The following is a 14882-nucleotide window of genomic DNA, read 5'->3' on the forward strand; positions in this document are numbered from 1 at the left end:
ACACTCTCTTCGCCACCCTACCGCTGAGACCTGGCGGTGACCAACCGCCCACTGTCTGATGTGTCCGGTTCACCCAGGTTTTACGTCAAGGGTCGGCGATCCGCCCCGGCGTGTCAGCGCCCGGCCGGACCCGCCGGGACCGCATCACGCTGCGCCTCGAGCGCCGCGCGCGCGAGTTCGGCCGCACCGATCATGCCCGCGGCCTCCCCGAGCTGGGCGGTGCGGATCCGGGCCAGCCGGCGATGCCGGGCGCCGGTGATGGACCCCGCGTAATGCTCGCGCGCATCGTCCAGGAACAGCGGGGCCGAGGAGCTGACACCACCCGCCACCACAATGAGATCCGGATCGAAGATATCGCTGACGAAGGCCAGACCCAGGCCCAGCCAGCGGGCGAAATCGGCCATCACGTCCTGCGCCACCGGGTCACCGTCCTGCGCCGCGCCCGCCACCCGGCGACCGGTGAGCGAACCCGGATCGCGGCCGACCTCGCGCGCCCGCATGGTGGAGCGGGTCGGATCGGTGGCCAGCAGTTCCAGCGCCGTGTCCACCAGAGCCGTTCCGCTGCAATATCTTTCCCAGCAGCCGCGCTTACCGCAGGCGCAGGCGCGACCGTTCGGCACCACCTGCAGATGCCCGAGTTCGGGTGCCACACCGTAACTTCCGCGATAGAGCCGCCCGTCGCTGAGCAGTGCGGCTCCTATCCCGGTGCCGATGGCCACCAGCACCACATTGCGCCCGCCCGCCGCCGCGCCGAATCGGTACTCCGCCCACAGTGCCGCGTTCGCATCGTGTTCGAGCAGTACGGGCAATCCGAGTCGATCGGTGAGCCGCCGCGCGACGGGTGCGTCCTCCCACGGCAGATGCGGCGCGAACCGCACCGTGGCCCGGTCCTCGTCCACGAATCCGGCCACGGCCAGTCCGACCGCGCCGATCGTATGGCGGCCGCACAGTTCCTTCACCACCCGCGCCAGCCCGTCTTCCAGCGACCGCGCGGACTGCGGCGTGGAGGCGGTCACGGTATCGAGCACCTCACCGGAGCCGTCGACCACCGACGCGCGAATATTGGTGCCGCCCACATCGATTCCCACCGTCAGCGGCACCTGCCCACCGCCCCTCATGCCTTGATGGTCACGTCGATGGGGACATACCCGGCCCGCGTCGCCCCCCGCCCGCGACCCTGATCGCCGCGCTCGGAGGTGGCACTCGGCCGTCCGGCCGCACCCGGCCCGGGTTCGAAGGAATCGCCGGAGCCCGCGCCCACACCGCCGCGGGCGCTCGCGTCGGAGGCGTCGCCCGCGCGCTTCTGGAAGTCGTTCGTTGTCGCTCCGGCGGCGGTCTGCGCGGGCCGAGCGCGTTCGGTCCGCATGCCCTGTGCGCCCGCGGCGAAACGCGCGATCAGCCCGGCCAACGCGGCGCCGGTTCCGGTATGCGCGCCGGCGGTCCGGGAATCGGTTGCCGCCGGATCGGATTCGGCGTCCGGACCGTCGCCCCGGGCGGAATCCGCACCGGGAGTACCGGATTCACCGTCACCGGCCCGGGCGCTCCGGTCGTCCGGGGTGTCGAAGTCGCCGTGACCGAATGAATCACGCAGCCAGGCATGGTATTCCGGGGATTCGGGGTCCAGGTCCGGCGGGATCACCGGCTCCACGGGCACACCCGCGAGGGCTTCGCGCAGCACCGTCACGATGGCGGTGCCGTGATCGGCGATGGCGGCGACCACATCGTGGTGTTCCCCGCGCACCACCGCGGCGGCGGCGCAGACCGGGCACCACGCGCAGCTGGACCACTGGGTGCGGCCGTCGGCGGCGGTGCGCCGCAGTACCGGTTCGACGCGTTCGAGGACCGCTTCGGCGAGCAGGCGGAGTTCTTCGGCGAATTCGCTGAAGTTGTCGTCCGGATGGCCGGCCCGCGGGTGGCCGTGTGTCGCGGTCATTTCGGCCAGACCTCGGGATCGGGCCGGAAGCGGATCACCAACTGATCGCCGTCGAGTTCGGCGGCGTCGACCGTGCACCGCCGCAATACCGGCGCCAGCCGCAGTCGGCGCCTGACCCCGTCCGCTCCCACGATCAAATCGTCCTCCACTCGTCCCAGCTGCAGGGTCGACGGATCGACCACGGGTAGATGCATGCGCATGGCGAACACCGAATGCACACCCGTTCCCGCCTCCAGCCGAACCATCGGCCCGGCCGAAACGGACGGCACCCCGTCCACATCAGTGCCAAGCATAGGGACCGGACCCGGTCCCACCCAGTTACCACTCGCATCGACCGCGAAGGACAGTGCCGTTAACGAACTCAGTCCCACGGGTTCGGCCCCGGCATGCGTCACCACCTGGACCGGGATACCACCCATACGTTTACGAAGATCGGCGACCACATCCAGTTGTTCCCCGCGACGGTTGAAATACCACTGCACGGCGGGGTGAATATTCGCACCGTAGTCGGGCGCGGCGGTCTCGGGCAGCACCCTGTTGACCAGGACGGCTTCCAGCCGTAGGCCCAGCAGCGCCGCGGCCGAGCGCACCCGCGCGGATTCGGCGACGGCCACCTGCTCGGCGGCGGTGACCAGGCGCGCGGTGGTGCGCCGCTGATCGGCGATGAGATCGCGAGCGGCGGTCACCGCGGCCACGATCTGCTCGACCGTGACCGCCAGCACCGCGCGGCGCAGATCGCCGCCGATGGCGCTCAGGGTGCGCGCGTGCGCGGGCCAGACCCGTTCGAGATAGCCGAGCAGGGTGTCCGGCGCGGTGAGGATGCGCAGCATATCGGCCGAGGGCGGACAGTCCAGGATGATCACATCCCACTGCCGGGTCTTGGCGAATTCGGTGATCTCCAACAGCGCCAGGATCTCCTGGACGCCGGGCAGGCCGGTGAGTTCGGCGGGGTCCAGGGCGCTCAGATCGATACCGTGCTCATGCCCCTCTCCCGAGACCATGAGCAGTACCGTGCGGAAGCGATCCTCCAGCAGCGCAAGGGAATCCACCTCGATCACATCGAGTCCGGACTGTACCGCCGCCACCCCGGGCACACTGCCGGGTTCGTGCCGGAACCGGAATCCCAGGGCATCGCCCAGGGAATGCGCCTGATCGAGCGAGGCCAGCAGCACCCGCTGTCCGCCGCGCGCGTAGGCGAGTGCGGTCGCGCACGCCAGCGTCGTCTTTCCCACCCCACCCTTGCCGACGAACAGTTCCACCCGGGTGGCAGGTCCCTCGGTACCGCTCGCGGTCAGCCTTCGACCCGTTTCTTGAGTTCTTTCAATGCCGTATCGGTGATGACCTTCTCGGCCTTGCGCTTGAACATGCCGATCATCGGAATGTTCAGGTCCACGGTGAGTTCGTACACCACCTGGGTGCCGCCGTCGGGCTGCGCGATCAGCTCGTAGGTGCCGTCCTGGGCCTTCTGCAGATCACCGCCGACCAGGGTCCAGCTGACGGCCTTACCGTCCGCGCGCCAGGTATAGGAGAGGGTGTAGGTGTCCTTCACGACGCCCGCGTCGAGCACGAAACGCGCGGTGCGCGCCCGGCCGTCCGGGAATTTATCGAGCACCTCGACCGAGCGGGCCGCGGCGACCCATTCCGGATACGACTCCAGGTCCGCGATCACGGCCATCACTCGATCCGAGGGGGCGTCGATCACGATCGACCGTTGAGTTCGATCGGCCATGGGTGACAACGCTTCCTTTCGAAGGGCGGAACGGGGAACGGTTCTACTGCGCGGCGGCGGGTGCGACCCCGGCCTTACGACCGGCCTCTAGCCGCGCCTTGACCTCGAAGGACATCTTCTTCCCGGCGACGCGGCGAGTGCGGTTGACGGCCAGCAGATCCCGCGCCGACATGCCCTCGACGCCCTGCGGTTCGGCATGCATGAAGTAGTGCAGGATGACCCCGTCGAGCATGGGCTCCAGCCACACCTCCATGGTGCCGGTCGCCGCACCCGTGACGGTCCACCGAATTCCCTTGTCGGCCCGATCTTCCCGCACCTGCAACTGCAGGTCCGGCCACCACTGCCGCCAGCGGCCACGATCGGCCAGCATTTCCCCGACGGCGACGCCGGACGCGGCGACGAAGGTCTGATCGGCAACCTGGATACTGCTCACATCGGTGAGCCTAACCCAGCGGACTCACCCGGTCGCTGTCGGCGGGCGGCACCGGGCGGATGCGGGTCAGCGGCAGGTCCGGGAGGCCGCGCGGGCCGCCGGAACGACTTTCGACTAGTTCAGGGTGATGCCGGGGGCGCTGCGGACCGGCGGATCGAGGAGGTCGCGCAGGCGTTCGCCCATGCGGTCCCAGCGCCATTGCTCCTGGACCCAGGCGCGACCGGCCGCGCCCATGCGGGCGGCGGCGTCGCGGTCGGACAGCACGTCGATGATGGCCTTGGCGATGGATTCGGGTGACTTGCCGTCGATCACGTAACCCGTTTCGCCCTCGCGCACGGTTTCTGGGGCGCCGCCGGAATTGCCCGCCACCACCGGAACTCCGGTGGCCGAGGCTTCGAGGAAGACGATGCCCAGGCCCTCCACATCCAGGCCGAGACCGCGGGTGCGGCAGGGCATGGCGAAGACATCGGCGAGGGTGTGATGGGCGGCGAGTTCGGCGGCGGGGACGCGACCGGTGAAGACCACATCATCGGTGAGGCCGAGCGATTCGGCGAGGGCGTGCAGTTTCTGCTCGTAGGGTCCGCCGCCGGCGATGACCAGCACCGCACCCGGAATCTGCTTACGGATCTCCAGCATGGCGATCAACAGCATGTCCTGACCCTTGCGCGGAACCAGGCGGGACAGGCACAGAATGGTGGGGCGGTCGCCGAGGCCGTAGCGCTCGCGTAGTTCGGCGCGGGCCTGCGGATCGGGTTTGAAGACCTCGGAATCGACTGCGGGCGGCAGGTATTCGAGGGCGGCCTGCGCACCGAAGGCCGCGGAGAAGCGGCGGCGCGTGTATTTGCTGACATAGGTGATGACATCGGTGCCGTCGCCGATGGCGCGCAGCGCCTGGCGTGCGCCGGGCAGCATGGACCAGCCGACCTCATGGCCGTGGGTGGAGGCCAGAATGCGTTCCGCGCCCGCGCGGCGCAGCAGCGGGGACATGAGCGCCAGCGGTGCGGCCGCGCCGAACCAGACCCGATCGCACTGTTCGTCCCGGAGCAGTTTGGCCGCGCGGCGGGCCACCAGCGGTGTGGGCAGCATCAGCGTGGTGGGGTGCCGCACCACCTGGAAGGGCTGTTCCGCATCGAATTTCCAGTGGCTGTCGCCCTTCCAGCGCGGGGCGTAGACGACCAGTTCATCGGGGGGTAACCGCATTGCCAGCGCGTGCACGTACGACTGGATACCGCCCGGTCGTGGCGGGAAATCATTGGTAACCAGCAGCGTTCGCCCCATGCGATCAACCTACTGCACCGGTGCCGAGTGCTCGCCCCCGAACCGAAACCTCGCGCACCCACTCCGCGCGTGTCGATCAGGCCCCCGCGGCGGTCCGGGTGGTAATCCAAGACTGCCAGCGCGCCAGGAAATCCGGGAAGGGCGAGCCGAGGGTATCGCGCACGACGGACTCGACCGCCGCGTGATCCTTGGGACCGGTCGCCAATTGCCGGTAGAGCGAGACCAATTGGGGCTCACCGAACTGATCGGCAATGAAAGCGCAGGCGGACCACGCCTGTTCGTAGACCGCGGCGGCCTGACCGCTGGCCGGTTCGAACGCGGCGTCGGCGGGCAGATCGGCCGGGAGATCGCCCGCCCCGGCGCGCGCGGTGAGAGTCGGCGCGACCTCGGTGATGGGCTGGCGCATACCGCGATGCGCGGTGTATTCGGCGAAGCCCTCGAGCATCCACTGCGGCGACCCGTCGACGGTCACCGCACGGGTCGCGACATGGGTGAGCTCATGGCGCAGCACCGAACGCAGGCCGTCCGCGCCGAGCCGACGTCCGGCCTCGGGTCCGAAGACCACGCGCTGGCCGGTGATCCGCGCGCCCGGATGAAAGGGATCCGCGACCGTCGCCGCCGCCACTTCGGCGGGCACGTCCCCGGTCGCATTGGTGAGCGCCGCGAATTCGGCAGGGCTGGAAGCCACTACCACCACCGGGGCCTGCGACCAGTCCGAACCCCAGAGCGCGCTGACCGCCTGCGTCGCCGCGGACAACTCCCCCGCCAGCACGTCCATATCACTGCCGCGCGCCGGATGTCCCAGCACCACACCGACTTTCCCGGCTCCCGTGGTCACCGGTTCGGCGATCACCTTGCCGTAGGAGTCCATCAGCCGATGCAATCCGGAGACCTGCGGATCCGAGGCGATGAGCGCGTTGTCCCCGCCCGGCACCACCGCGCGCAGCTTGGGCAGCACCGAATTGGGCAGCATGAGCAGCGCACCGCAGGCGGCGGTCAATCCGGTGACCATGACCAGGGTCAGGCAGAACTGGAAGCGGCGCTTCGTCGACAACCAGCCGCGTACCTGCCGCAGTGCGCTCATTGCCACCTCGTGGTGTTGGTCAGAATCGACGCGCGGAATGGAACGGTGTTGATCCCATCGGCGCCACCTGGACGGGGACGCCGAATGTGGAGGCGTGCAACATCAAACCATTGCCCGCGTAGATGCCGACATGGGAGATGTCGGAGTAGAAGAAGACCACATCGCCGGGCTGGAGATCCTTCTCATCCACCGGCGTGCCGTAACCAGCCTGTTGCTGACTGGTGCGCGGGACGTTCTTGCCGACCTGATGGAAGGCCCACTGCACCAGACCGGAGCAGTCGAACTGTTCGGGGCCGACCGCACCCCAGACATAGGGTGCGCCGATCCGGGTGAGTCCGGCGGCCAGGGCGCTGGTGCCGCTGCCGGGGACGAGTCCGCGCAACAGCGAGTCCTTGTCGAAGCCCGGTGGGAACATCGAACCCGCCAGCGCGGAGCGATCATTGGCCGAGAGCTGGCCCCAGGCGGCGATGACGCCCGCCATGGAGCCCTGGAGTGCGGCGCGCTTGGCCTCCAGATCGGTGCGCACGGCATCGGCCTGTGCGCTCGCGGCGCGGGCGGCGTCGGCGGCGGTGCGGGCCGCGGCCTCGGCGGCGGAGGCGGCGGCGCTGACCTTCTGATACTGGCTCAGTTGATCATTGGTGCGGGTGCCGACCAGGTCCACGATGGACATCTGATCGAGCAGCTGCTGCGGAGAGGAGCTGACCAGCAGCGAGGTGAGCCGGTTGGTGCGACTGCCGAGCAGGGCCGAATTGGCCGCCCGATCGATGACCGGCTGATATCTGCGAATCTCGGAGCGAGCCGCGTCCAATGTGGACGCGGCGTCCGCGGCCTTGGTATCGGCATCCTTGGCGGCGGCGACCTTGGTGTCGAGATCGGCCTGGGCGTTCAGCGCCTGCTGATTGAGCTGTTCGGACTGGCGCGAAAGGTCGATCAGTCGCTGCACCGCTTCCCCGGCCGATGCCGGTGCGGCGACCGGATCGGCCAGCGCGGGTCCGATGTTGTTGGCTCCCACCAGGAGTGCCCCTGCTGCGAGGGCTCCACCTACGAGTTTCTTCGTGCGATGTTGCGCTGCCACCGTCGGCCTGGTCCCGTTCTCTTGCCCCGAGCTGGAAAAGAAGGTCTCGAATAGGTTACGAAACGGCGACCGCTTGTGTCCAGCAGGCCACGAAATCATTACGGTCGCCGTTCGCTCGCAGGTCGCTCGACCTGCGGATCTTCAGTTCCCGATAAATCAGATCCGACGCGCGCCGGCGAACGGCATGGACGAGATCGGGGCGACCTTGACCGGCTGACCGGCGGTCGAGGCGTGCACGACATTGCCGTCGCCCACGTAGATGCCGGAGTGGCTGCCGCCGTAGAACGACACCACATCGCCCGGCTCCAGCGCGTCCTCGGAGATGGGGGCGCCGGCATTGAGCTGCTCATAGCTGGTGCGCGGCAGGCTGATTCCGGCCTGCGCGTAGGACCACTGCACCAGGCCGGAGCAGTCGAAGGCGTTCGGGCCGGCGGCGCCGTACACGTACGGATCGCCGATGCGGCTCAAGGCGGCGTCCACGACCTGCTGGCGCGGGCTGGCCTGCGGCGCGGCGGGGGCGGGGGCGCCCGGCATCTCGACGCCCGGGATCGGGGGCAACTGCACGGGAATGGACTCCGGCACACCGGGAATCCCGGCGGGGAGCTGAACCTGGTCCGGCACATCGAAGGTGCCGACACCGGGGATGGTCACCGGCTGCGCCGATGCAGGAGAGGCGGGCAGCAGCAGCGCGCTCAGCGTGGCAGCGCCGACGGCACCGGCCGTGAGGGCCCGCTTGACGGTCTTGGTCGCCATGGTGAGGTACTTCCAATCTGCCCCGCGACGCCGCACCGGTTTGGTGGGTCGGACTCCGCGAGGTCTCAGGAAGATTACGAGCCGATAACGGTGGTTTGTAAAGCCGCGCCCAACACACCGTGGCGGGAAATAGTTACGCATTGTCATTTCGGTGCGACAAAAGTCACAGCAATCACGAAACGATAACAGCGGCCATTTCATCGGGAGCGTCCCCAGAGCTACCGGTCGGTAGCCAACCGGCCGAAACAACCCCTCCTTGCAGGACGGATTCCGAATAACAGCAGGTCAGATGGACCATACCCAACCTGGCCCTGACCGGCGGACTTGCGAACCGAGCCAAGGCGACCCTAACCGCGACAGCACGCGGTATCCGCCGACCCGGACCGCCCGTCACATCCGATCTGATTGATGCGGTTTATGAATCAATGTGATCCCGGCCACTTTTCTGCATATTCGTGCAATTCGGGGATTTCACCTCGAAGATCTCGGTGACAAATTCCGACATTTCCGCTGGTCGGAAAATCCCGGTCCGACCGGGCGAGACCTGTCGGACCCCCGGCCTAGGCTTGCCGGTCGTGTCCGAACAGTTGGCCTTCGATGAGCTCGAAACACCGCTCTATGACACAACGTTCGTGGTCGTGGACCTGGAGACGACCGGAACGAGCCCGCAGGGCGACGCCATCACCGAGATCGGGGCGGTGAAGGTGCGCGGGGGTGAGGTGCTCGGCGAGTTCGCCACCCTCGTGAATCCCGGACTGGCGATTCCGCCGCAGATCGTGCAGATCACCGGGATCACCACCGCCATGTTGATCGACGCGCCGCGCATCGAATCGGTGCTGCCCGGGTTTCTGGAGTTCGCGCACGGGGCGGTGCTGGTCGCGCACAACGCGCGATTCGACACCGGGTTCCTGCGGGCGGCCGCCGCCCAATGCGAGATTCCGTGGCCCGCTTTTCCGGTGGTGTGCACGGTGCAGTTGGCCCGCCGGGTCCTCAACCGGGATGAAGCGCCCTCGGTGAAGCTGTCGTTCCTGGCGGAGTTGCTCGGCTCGCAGACGCGTCCGACACACCGCGCGCTCGACGACGCGCGCGCGACCGTCGACGTACTGCACGCGCTGATGGCCCGGGTCGGGAATCAGGGCGTGCACAGCCTCACCGAACTGCTCGACTATCTGCCGGAGGTGACGCGCCGCCAGCGCGCGAAACGGACTCTCGCGGCGGACCTTCCGGCCACACCGGGGGTCTATCTCTTCCGGGGTCCCTCCGAGGAAGTCCTCTATATAGGAACCGCGGTGAATCTTCGCCGCCGCGTCCGCAACTACTTCACCGGTTCGGACACCCGTCCGCGCATGCGCGAGATGGTGCAGTTGGCGACCCGGGTCGATCATGTCGAGTGCGCGCACGCGTTGGAGGCGGGCGTGCGCGAACTGCGGCTGCTGCTCGCGCACACCCCGCCGTACAACCGCCGCTCCAAATTTCCGCAGCGGGCGTGGTGGCTGACGCTCACCGAGGAGCCGTTCCCCCGCTTCGCGATCTCGCGCACCCCGACCCGAGACACGCTCGGCCCCTTCACCTCCCGCACCGATGCCCTCGAGGTGGCCACCACCCTCGCGGAGAACTGCGGCTTGCGCACCTGCACCACGCGTATCCCGCGCGGCGGCGCGCATGATTGCCCGCCCGCGGTGGTGGGCGGTTGCCCCGCGAGCGCCGAAAACAGACCCCTATATATAGAGGAGTACGCGCGCGCTCCCGAGGCGATCCGCGCGCTCTTCTCCGGCGACAGCGACGCCATCCTGCACACGATTCAGCGCAAGATCGAATCCCTCTCGGCCACAGAACATTTCGAGGCAGCAGCCCGACTGCGGGATCGCACCTGTACTGTGCTGCGTGCGCTGCGCCGCACCCAGCGGCTGTCCGCCCTGACCCGCATCCCCGAACTGATAGCCGCGCACCCCGATGGAGCCGGTGGCTGGCAGTTCGCGGTCATCCGCCACGGCCGCCTGGCCTGCGCGGGCAACGCTCCCCGCGGCATCTCCCCCATGCGCACCGTCGACCGCTTGGTCGCCGCCGCCGAGACCGTCATCCCGGCCCGCCTCGACACCGCCGAGCCCGCCTACCCCCCGCTGCACGGTGCGCTGCCGGAGGAGGTCGGCCTCCTGGTCCGCTGGCTCGAACAGCCCGGTACCCGAATCGTGCGCACCAGCGACGGTTACGCCGAACCCCGACTCGGCGCGGGGCCGTGGCTGGCCTGGCTGGAACGCGCTCAGATCGCGCATGCGGCGGAGGCGGCGCGGAACAGCCCCGATTACGGCAAATAACCGAGTTCAGGCGTGACGGGTTTGGTCTCGTAGGTCCGCAGCACCGGTGAGGTGGTGACCGGGCCGAATCGGGCGACGGCATCGACGATCTGCTCGGGTCGTTCGGAGTCCTCAGCTCGCCGCCGCCAGCACTCGCCAGACCTTCCTGGAACGGATGCGCACCTGCGGCGCCGCGTATTCGATTCGCCGACGCGCTTCGTGCGCACTGATCCGCAGTAGATCGGTCAATAGCTCGACCGTATCCCGATACCCGATGTCCGCGGCGAGCCCGCGACGCTCGGCCTCGGCGACGGCCGCGCGCATGGCGGCATCCAGTCGCCTCCGGCGGCGTTCGGTCTCGACAAGGGTGCGCAGCAAGTCCACATCGGCCAAATCCGGCCATCCCGCCGCTGGAGCATCCGGCGCCAGCGCGATCGAATGTATGGTCACGCGAGGCAGCCTACCCCACCATCGAACATATGTTCGACTATTCGCGAGACCGGACATCCGTGCCCGAATCGGTCGTCGCGGGATACGCCATTATCGTGGGTTCCCACGCGATCGGGAGAGTAAGAGGGACGTCTCGTATGAGTCTTGCAGCGCATCTGGAGCGGCTCGGCCGCCCGCTGGTCGAGCAGCAATTGGCGCATCCCACCGTCGTAGGGATCGCCGAGGGCGATCTCGCCGAGCCGGTGTTCCGCTCCTGGCTCGAACAGGACTACCTGTTCCTGCTCGACTACGTCCGCGTCTTCTCCCGCCTCGCTTGGCAAGCACCCGCAACCCATCTCGGCGACCTCGTCGATCTCGCCCACGCCACCTTCCACGAGGAACTCACCCTGCACCGCAGCTTGGCCGCCGAGTTCGGCGCCGACCTCGAGGGCGCGGTGAAGGGCGACCCGTGCACGAAATACACTGCGTTCCTGCTGGATTCGGCCGCGAACTACGCCGACGGCCTAGCCGCCCTCTACCCCTGCATGTGGGGCTACTCGACACTCGGCGCGCGCCTCGCCCTGCACCCTCCCGGCGACCCACGCTACCGACGCTGGATCGACACCTACGCCGACCCCGGCTTCGCGGCACTCACCGCCCGCTGCGCCCAAATGCTCGACGAAACGGGCGGCGACAACGCCGAGGACCTGTTCCTCACCGGCATGCGCCACGAACTAGCGTTCTGGGATGTACCGGTCAGCGCCGGGTGAATCGGTAGGTGATATCGGTGAGCGGGCCCGACCCGCGACCGAACCGTCCCGCGCGGGATTGAGCAGAGCCATGTACCGATAGAGGTCGGTCGCCGCCCCGGCGTTCTCGGTCCACCTCTAGTCCATCAGCGGCAGCACATAGTTGGTGACGTCTTTGTCGACGGCTTCATCGGATGCGGCCGGGCGGATCCGGATGGCTCGGCATCCCCGTGGTCGAAGCGCATGCGAAAGCCATTGCGCTGCAAGAACGCCGCTCGGGAACCGGAGCGACGCAACGCGGTGGACTTCCGCCCGCATTCGCATCATTGGTCATGGCGGGCGGGCGCGCCGCCGAGTACGAGGCAGCCGCGATCGAAGTGGGCGGCGCGAAGATCATGTTCGCGATGACATCGGCGGGCGACGGATTCTTCCCCGCCCATCTCGAACTCGATGACACCGAAGTTCCCGTCGAATTGCGGATCACGATCCACGACAACACCGATGGCGGCCGCGGACCGTAGGGCGGGCGCGGCGGAAATCGCGCAGCGACAATGACATTCGGCGTATTGCGAAGCTAGCCGGTGGCGCTCGAGGCATCGCGCTCGTCGTGGATGGTGTTGGCGTGGTCGATCTCGGCCATATGATCCTCGGCCCAGGTGCGCAATCCCGCCAACGCGAGCTCCAGGGACGAGCCGAGTTCGGTGAGCCGGTAGTGCACGCGCGGTGGCACGGTCGGCTCCACTCGGCGGACGACCAGACCGTCGCGGACCAGGCTGTGCAGGGTCACCGACAGCATCTTCTGGGATACGCCGGGTATTCGGCGTCGCAGTTCGGCGAATCGCAACTCACCCGGAGCGGCTTGCGCGAGGACTTTGACCGCCATCGACGTCCACTTCGTGCCGATGCGGTCCAGCAATTGCCTTGTGGGGCACTGGGAATCGAACAGATCGCCGCGGACCGGGGTCTTCGCGTGTGCCGATCGAGTGGTCACCCGGACCTCACCACCTGTCGTCGAAGTGCCTTCTTGGCAGTTCAACTGCCGTTACCTACCGTTGCTTGGTAACCAATGGTAACCACTAGGAGGCTTCGTGGCCCACCCGCCAGCACTCCCCATCGAGCTGCGCCGGATTCCGACCAACGGCATCGCCGCCAACGTCGCCATCGCCGGAGCCGGTCCCGCAATCGTTCTGCTGCACGGCTTTCCGCACACCTGGCGGGTGTGGAGCGAGATCATCGGCCCGCTCGCCGAGCACCACCGGGTCATCGCCCCGGACCTGCGCGGGTTCGGCGCCAGCACCCGTGCACCGGACGGCTACGACGCGGGCACGCTGGCCGCCGATATCGCCGGAATCCTCGATGCGCTGGGCGAATCCACCGCGAACGTGGTCGCGATCGATGCCGGTACCCCGGTCGCGGTCCTGCTCGCCCTGCGCCATCCCGAGCGGGTACGCCGACTGGTGGTCATGGAGGCGGTGCTGGGCGAACTCGCCGGTGCCGAGGACTTCCTCGCCGGGGGTCCGCCGTGGTGGTTCGGATTCCATGCCGTCCCCGGTCTCGCCGAAACGGTCCTGCTCGGCCACGAGGCGCGCTATATCGAATGGTTCCTCACCACCGGCACCGGCCGCCGGGGTGTGCGCTCCGAGATCCGCGACGCGTTCGCCGCGGCCTACACCGGAGCGGACGCCCTACGCTGCGCCTTCTCCTACTACCGCGCGCTGCCGACCAGCGCTCGCCAACTCGACCTCGCCGTGGCGGGCAACCGGCTCACCACACCCACCCTGGCGATCGGCGCCCACCCCGTCGGCGACACGCTGGAGCGACAGCTGCGACCCTTCACCGATGACCTTGTAGGACAGCTCATTCCGGATTGCGGTCACATCATCCCGCTGGACCGGCCGCGCGAACTGCTCGACCTCATGATGCCGTTCCTCGCCACGGGGTGACGCCGCTCGGCCTGGATCAAAAGCCGTTCTTCGAAATAGTTGAGCTCCTGCGACTCCGACGGCTCTCGTAATGCTGGCGGGGAACTACTACTGAGCCCGATACCCTCCGGAATTCGCCAAGAACACCGGCTTGACCTGTTCGAATAGCTCCAATACGTGATTATCGGCGGGTTTCTCCGAACTCGAACCACCCGGAGGAACCACAGCACGCTCCAATCTGAGCGTGAACCGCGAAGAGCGATACAGCCGTAGCAGTCGGCATGAGAAGTGTCCGGGTAAACGAAACGGCGCGACTCCCTATTTCGCGACTCCCTATTTCAGGTGCCGGGCGAAGAAACGGCTCGCCGCTTCCCCCGCGTGCCGCGGGACGCCGAGATGGCCACCCATATTGGCGTTGAGTGTCTTCTCTTTCGAACCGAAGGCGTCGAACAGATCCAGCGCCAGTTGCCGGTCATTGCCTTCGTCATCCCATTGGAGCAGGACGTGCAGCGGGATGGTGACCCGCCGCGCCTCCTCGATAATGGAGCGCGGGACGAAACTTCCGGCGAACAGGACAGCGGCCGAGATACGCGGCTCGACCAGCGCCAGCCGAGTGCCGATGGAGATCACTCCGCCCGAATATCCGACGGGACCGCCGATTTCGGGCAATGCGAGCAGAGCGTCCAGCGCGGCCTGCCATTCCGGGACCGCCTGATCGACCAGCGGAAGGATGAGCCGGTCGACGATATCGTCGGTGACCGGCTCACCGGCCTGTAGGGCGCGGCGCAGATCGGCGCGGGCTTGATCGGTGACGGCGGACCGCGGCCGCACACCGCCGCCGGGGAGTTCCAGGGCCGCCGCGGCGTAGCCCTGCGCGGCGGAGTGCCGGGCCCGGTCCAGCAGTCGCGGGTACATCTGCGGTAGTCCGACCGCGGAGTGGCCCATCAGGATCAGCGGGACCGGTGCGGTTATGGACGCGGGTGTCCAGAGAATGCCGGGGATATCGCCGAGGGTGAAGTCGCGCTCGAGGATGTGGTCGTCACCGAGGTGCTTTTCAGAGGTGAATTGCATGGTCGTGCCTTTCGGGAGTGCATTCGAACGGCGCTCCCGGACGACCTATCGCCCGACCGTGACCCCTGAGGGGAGCACCCATGTCGTTACTGCGTTCACGGATACCACCTCCTCGGTCTGTCGCACGGCTTC

General features: G+C 68.0%; 16 protein-coding genes. 4 read left to right on the top strand and 12 right to left on the bottom strand.

What is annotated here, in order from left to right:
- Positions 1 to 113: 113 nt before the first annotated feature.
- The 9 genes from NA10_RS07580 to NA10_RS07620 form a co-directional block, all read right to left on the bottom strand.
- Positions 114 to 1118, bottom strand: coding sequence for an ROK family protein (locus tag NA10_RS07580; protein WP_067565061.1), 1005 nt, complete (start codon positions 1116 to 1118; stop codon positions 114 to 116).
- A complete protein-coding gene (locus NA10_RS38540; RefSeq protein WP_067565063.1) occupies positions 1115 to 1933 on the bottom strand; it encodes a TrbL/VirB6 family protein in 819 nt (272 codons plus the stop codon). The genes NA10_RS07580 and NA10_RS38540 overlap by 4 nt, the downstream gene beginning before the upstream one ends.
- Positions 1930 to 3192, bottom strand: coding sequence for an ArsA family ATPase (locus tag NA10_RS07590; protein WP_067565065.1), 1263 nt, complete (start codon positions 3190 to 3192; stop codon positions 1930 to 1932). Before NA10_RS07590 ends, NA10_RS38540 begins: the two co-directional genes overlap by 4 nt.
- A 32-nt stretch (positions 3193 to 3224) precedes the next feature.
- Positions 3225 to 3662 (bottom strand): SRPBCC family protein, encoded by a 438-nt coding sequence (locus NA10_RS07595; protein ID WP_067565067.1) that lies wholly within the window; start codon positions 3660 to 3662, stop codon positions 3225 to 3227.
- 43 nt (positions 3663 to 3705) lie between these two features.
- A complete protein-coding gene (locus NA10_RS07600) occupies positions 3706 to 4095 on the bottom strand; it encodes a polyketide cyclase / dehydrase and lipid transport (RefSeq protein ID WP_067565069.1) in 390 nt (129 codons plus the stop codon).
- A 114-nt stretch (positions 4096 to 4209) separates the two neighbouring features.
- Positions 4210 to 5373: a glycosyltransferase family 4 protein gene (locus NA10_RS07605; protein WP_067565071.1), complete on the bottom strand. Its 1164-nt coding sequence runs from the start codon at positions 5371 to 5373 to the stop codon at positions 4210 to 4212.
- 76 nt (positions 5374 to 5449) lie between these two features.
- Entirely contained in the window at positions 5450 to 6457 is a 1008-nt protein-coding gene (locus NA10_RS07610) for a hypothetical protein (protein ID WP_067565073.1), read from the bottom strand.
- Positions 6458 to 6476: 19 nt separating this feature from the next.
- Entirely contained in the window at positions 6477 to 7472 is a 996-nt protein-coding gene (locus NA10_RS07615; protein WP_373862347.1) for an NlpC/P60 family protein, read from the bottom strand.
- 216 nt (positions 7473 to 7688) lie between these two features.
- On the bottom strand, positions 7689 to 8285 hold the full coding sequence (locus NA10_RS07620) for a C40 family peptidase (protein ID WP_067565078.1): 597 nt from the start codon (positions 8283 to 8285) through the stop codon (positions 7689 to 7691).
- Between the two features lie 575 nt (positions 8286 to 8860).
- Here NA10_RS07620 and NA10_RS07625 point away from each other — a divergent pair.
- The gene (locus NA10_RS07625) at positions 8861 to 10600 is read left to right on the top strand and encodes a DEDD exonuclease domain-containing protein (RefSeq protein ID WP_067565432.1); all 1740 of its coding nucleotides are present in this window, start codon (positions 8861 to 8863) and stop codon (positions 10598 to 10600) included.
- Between the two features lie 111 nt (positions 10601 to 10711).
- Here NA10_RS07625 and NA10_RS07630 read toward each other — a convergent pair whose 3' ends face one another.
- On the bottom strand, positions 10712 to 11029 hold the full coding sequence (locus NA10_RS07630; protein WP_245677087.1) for a DUF222 domain-containing protein: 318 nt from the start codon (positions 11027 to 11029) through the stop codon (positions 10712 to 10714).
- 137 nt (positions 11030 to 11166) lie between these two features.
- Between NA10_RS07630 and NA10_RS07635 the strand changes: the two genes are divergently transcribed.
- Both NA10_RS07635 and NA10_RS36480 read left to right on the top strand, forming a co-directional pair.
- Positions 11167 to 11778 carry a TenA family protein gene (locus NA10_RS07635; RefSeq protein WP_067565082.1) on the top strand — a complete coding sequence of 204 codons (612 nt, stop codon included), beginning with the start codon at positions 11167 to 11169 and terminating at the stop codon, positions 11776 to 11778.
- 311 nt (positions 11779 to 12089) lie between these two features.
- On the top strand, positions 12090 to 12278 hold the full coding sequence (locus NA10_RS36480; protein WP_157556177.1) for a hypothetical protein: 189 nt from the start codon (positions 12090 to 12092) through the stop codon (positions 12276 to 12278).
- Between the two features lie 53 nt (positions 12279 to 12331).
- Here the strand turns inward: NA10_RS36480 and NA10_RS07645 are convergent, their stop codons facing one another.
- The gene (locus NA10_RS07645; protein ID WP_067565086.1) at positions 12332 to 12748 is read right to left on the bottom strand and encodes a winged helix-turn-helix transcriptional regulator; all 417 of its coding nucleotides are present in this window, start codon (positions 12746 to 12748) and stop codon (positions 12332 to 12334) included.
- Positions 12749 to 12845: 97 nt separating this feature from the next.
- Here NA10_RS07645 and NA10_RS07650 point away from each other — a divergent pair, with 97 nt between their 5' ends.
- The gene (locus NA10_RS07650; protein ID WP_067565088.1) at positions 12846 to 13700 is read left to right on the top strand and encodes an alpha/beta fold hydrolase; all 855 of its coding nucleotides are present in this window, start codon (positions 12846 to 12848) and stop codon (positions 13698 to 13700) included.
- Between the two features lie 312 nt (positions 13701 to 14012).
- On the opposite strand, the gene NA10_RS07655 is transcribed toward NA10_RS07650, so the two are convergent.
- Positions 14013 to 14750, bottom strand: coding sequence for a dienelactone hydrolase family protein (locus tag NA10_RS07655; protein ID WP_067565090.1), 738 nt, complete (start codon positions 14748 to 14750; stop codon positions 14013 to 14015).
- Positions 14751 to 14882 lie beyond the last annotated feature (132 nt).

This window comes from Nocardia acidivorans NBRC 108247, assembly GCF_001625085.1.
Lineage (GTDB): Bacteria > Actinomycetota > Actinomycetes > Mycobacteriales > Mycobacteriaceae > Nocardia > Nocardia acidivorans.

What these genes read in the sequence shown, in the direction of transcription:
- NA10_RS07580 (WP_067565061.1), bottom strand. Translation starts at nt 1,118, where the DNA reads ATGAGGGGCGGTGGGCAGGTGCCGCTGACGGTGGGAATCGATGTGGGC.
- NA10_RS38540 (WP_067565063.1), bottom strand. Translation starts at nt 1,933, where the DNA reads ATGACCGCGACACACGGCCACCCGCGGGCCGGCCATCCGGACGACAAC.
- NA10_RS07595 (WP_067565067.1), bottom strand. Translation starts at nt 3,662, where the DNA reads ATGGCCGATCGAACTCAACGGTCGATCGTGATCGACGCCCCCTCGGAT.
- NA10_RS07605 (WP_067565071.1), bottom strand. Translation starts at nt 5,373, where the DNA reads ATGGGGCGAACGCTGCTGGTTACCAATGATTTCCCGCCACGACCGGGC.
- NA10_RS07610 (WP_067565073.1), bottom strand. Translation starts at nt 6,457, where the DNA reads ATGAGCGCACTGCGGCAGGTACGCGGCTGGTTGTCGACGAAGCGCCGC.
- NA10_RS07620 (WP_067565078.1), bottom strand. Translation starts at nt 8,285, where the DNA reads ATGGCGACCAAGACCGTCAAGCGGGCCCTCACGGCCGGTGCCGTCGGC.
- NA10_RS07635 (WP_067565082.1), top strand. Translation starts at nt 11,167, where the DNA reads ATGAGTCTTGCAGCGCATCTGGAGCGGCTCGGCCGCCCGCTGGTCGAG.
- NA10_RS36480 (WP_157556177.1), top strand. Translation starts at nt 12,090, where the DNA reads ATGGCGGGCGGGCGCGCCGCCGAGTACGAGGCAGCCGCGATCGAAGTG.
- NA10_RS07655 (WP_067565090.1), bottom strand. Translation starts at nt 14,750, where the DNA reads ATGCAATTCACCTCTGAAAAGCACCTCGGTGACGACCACATCCTCGAG.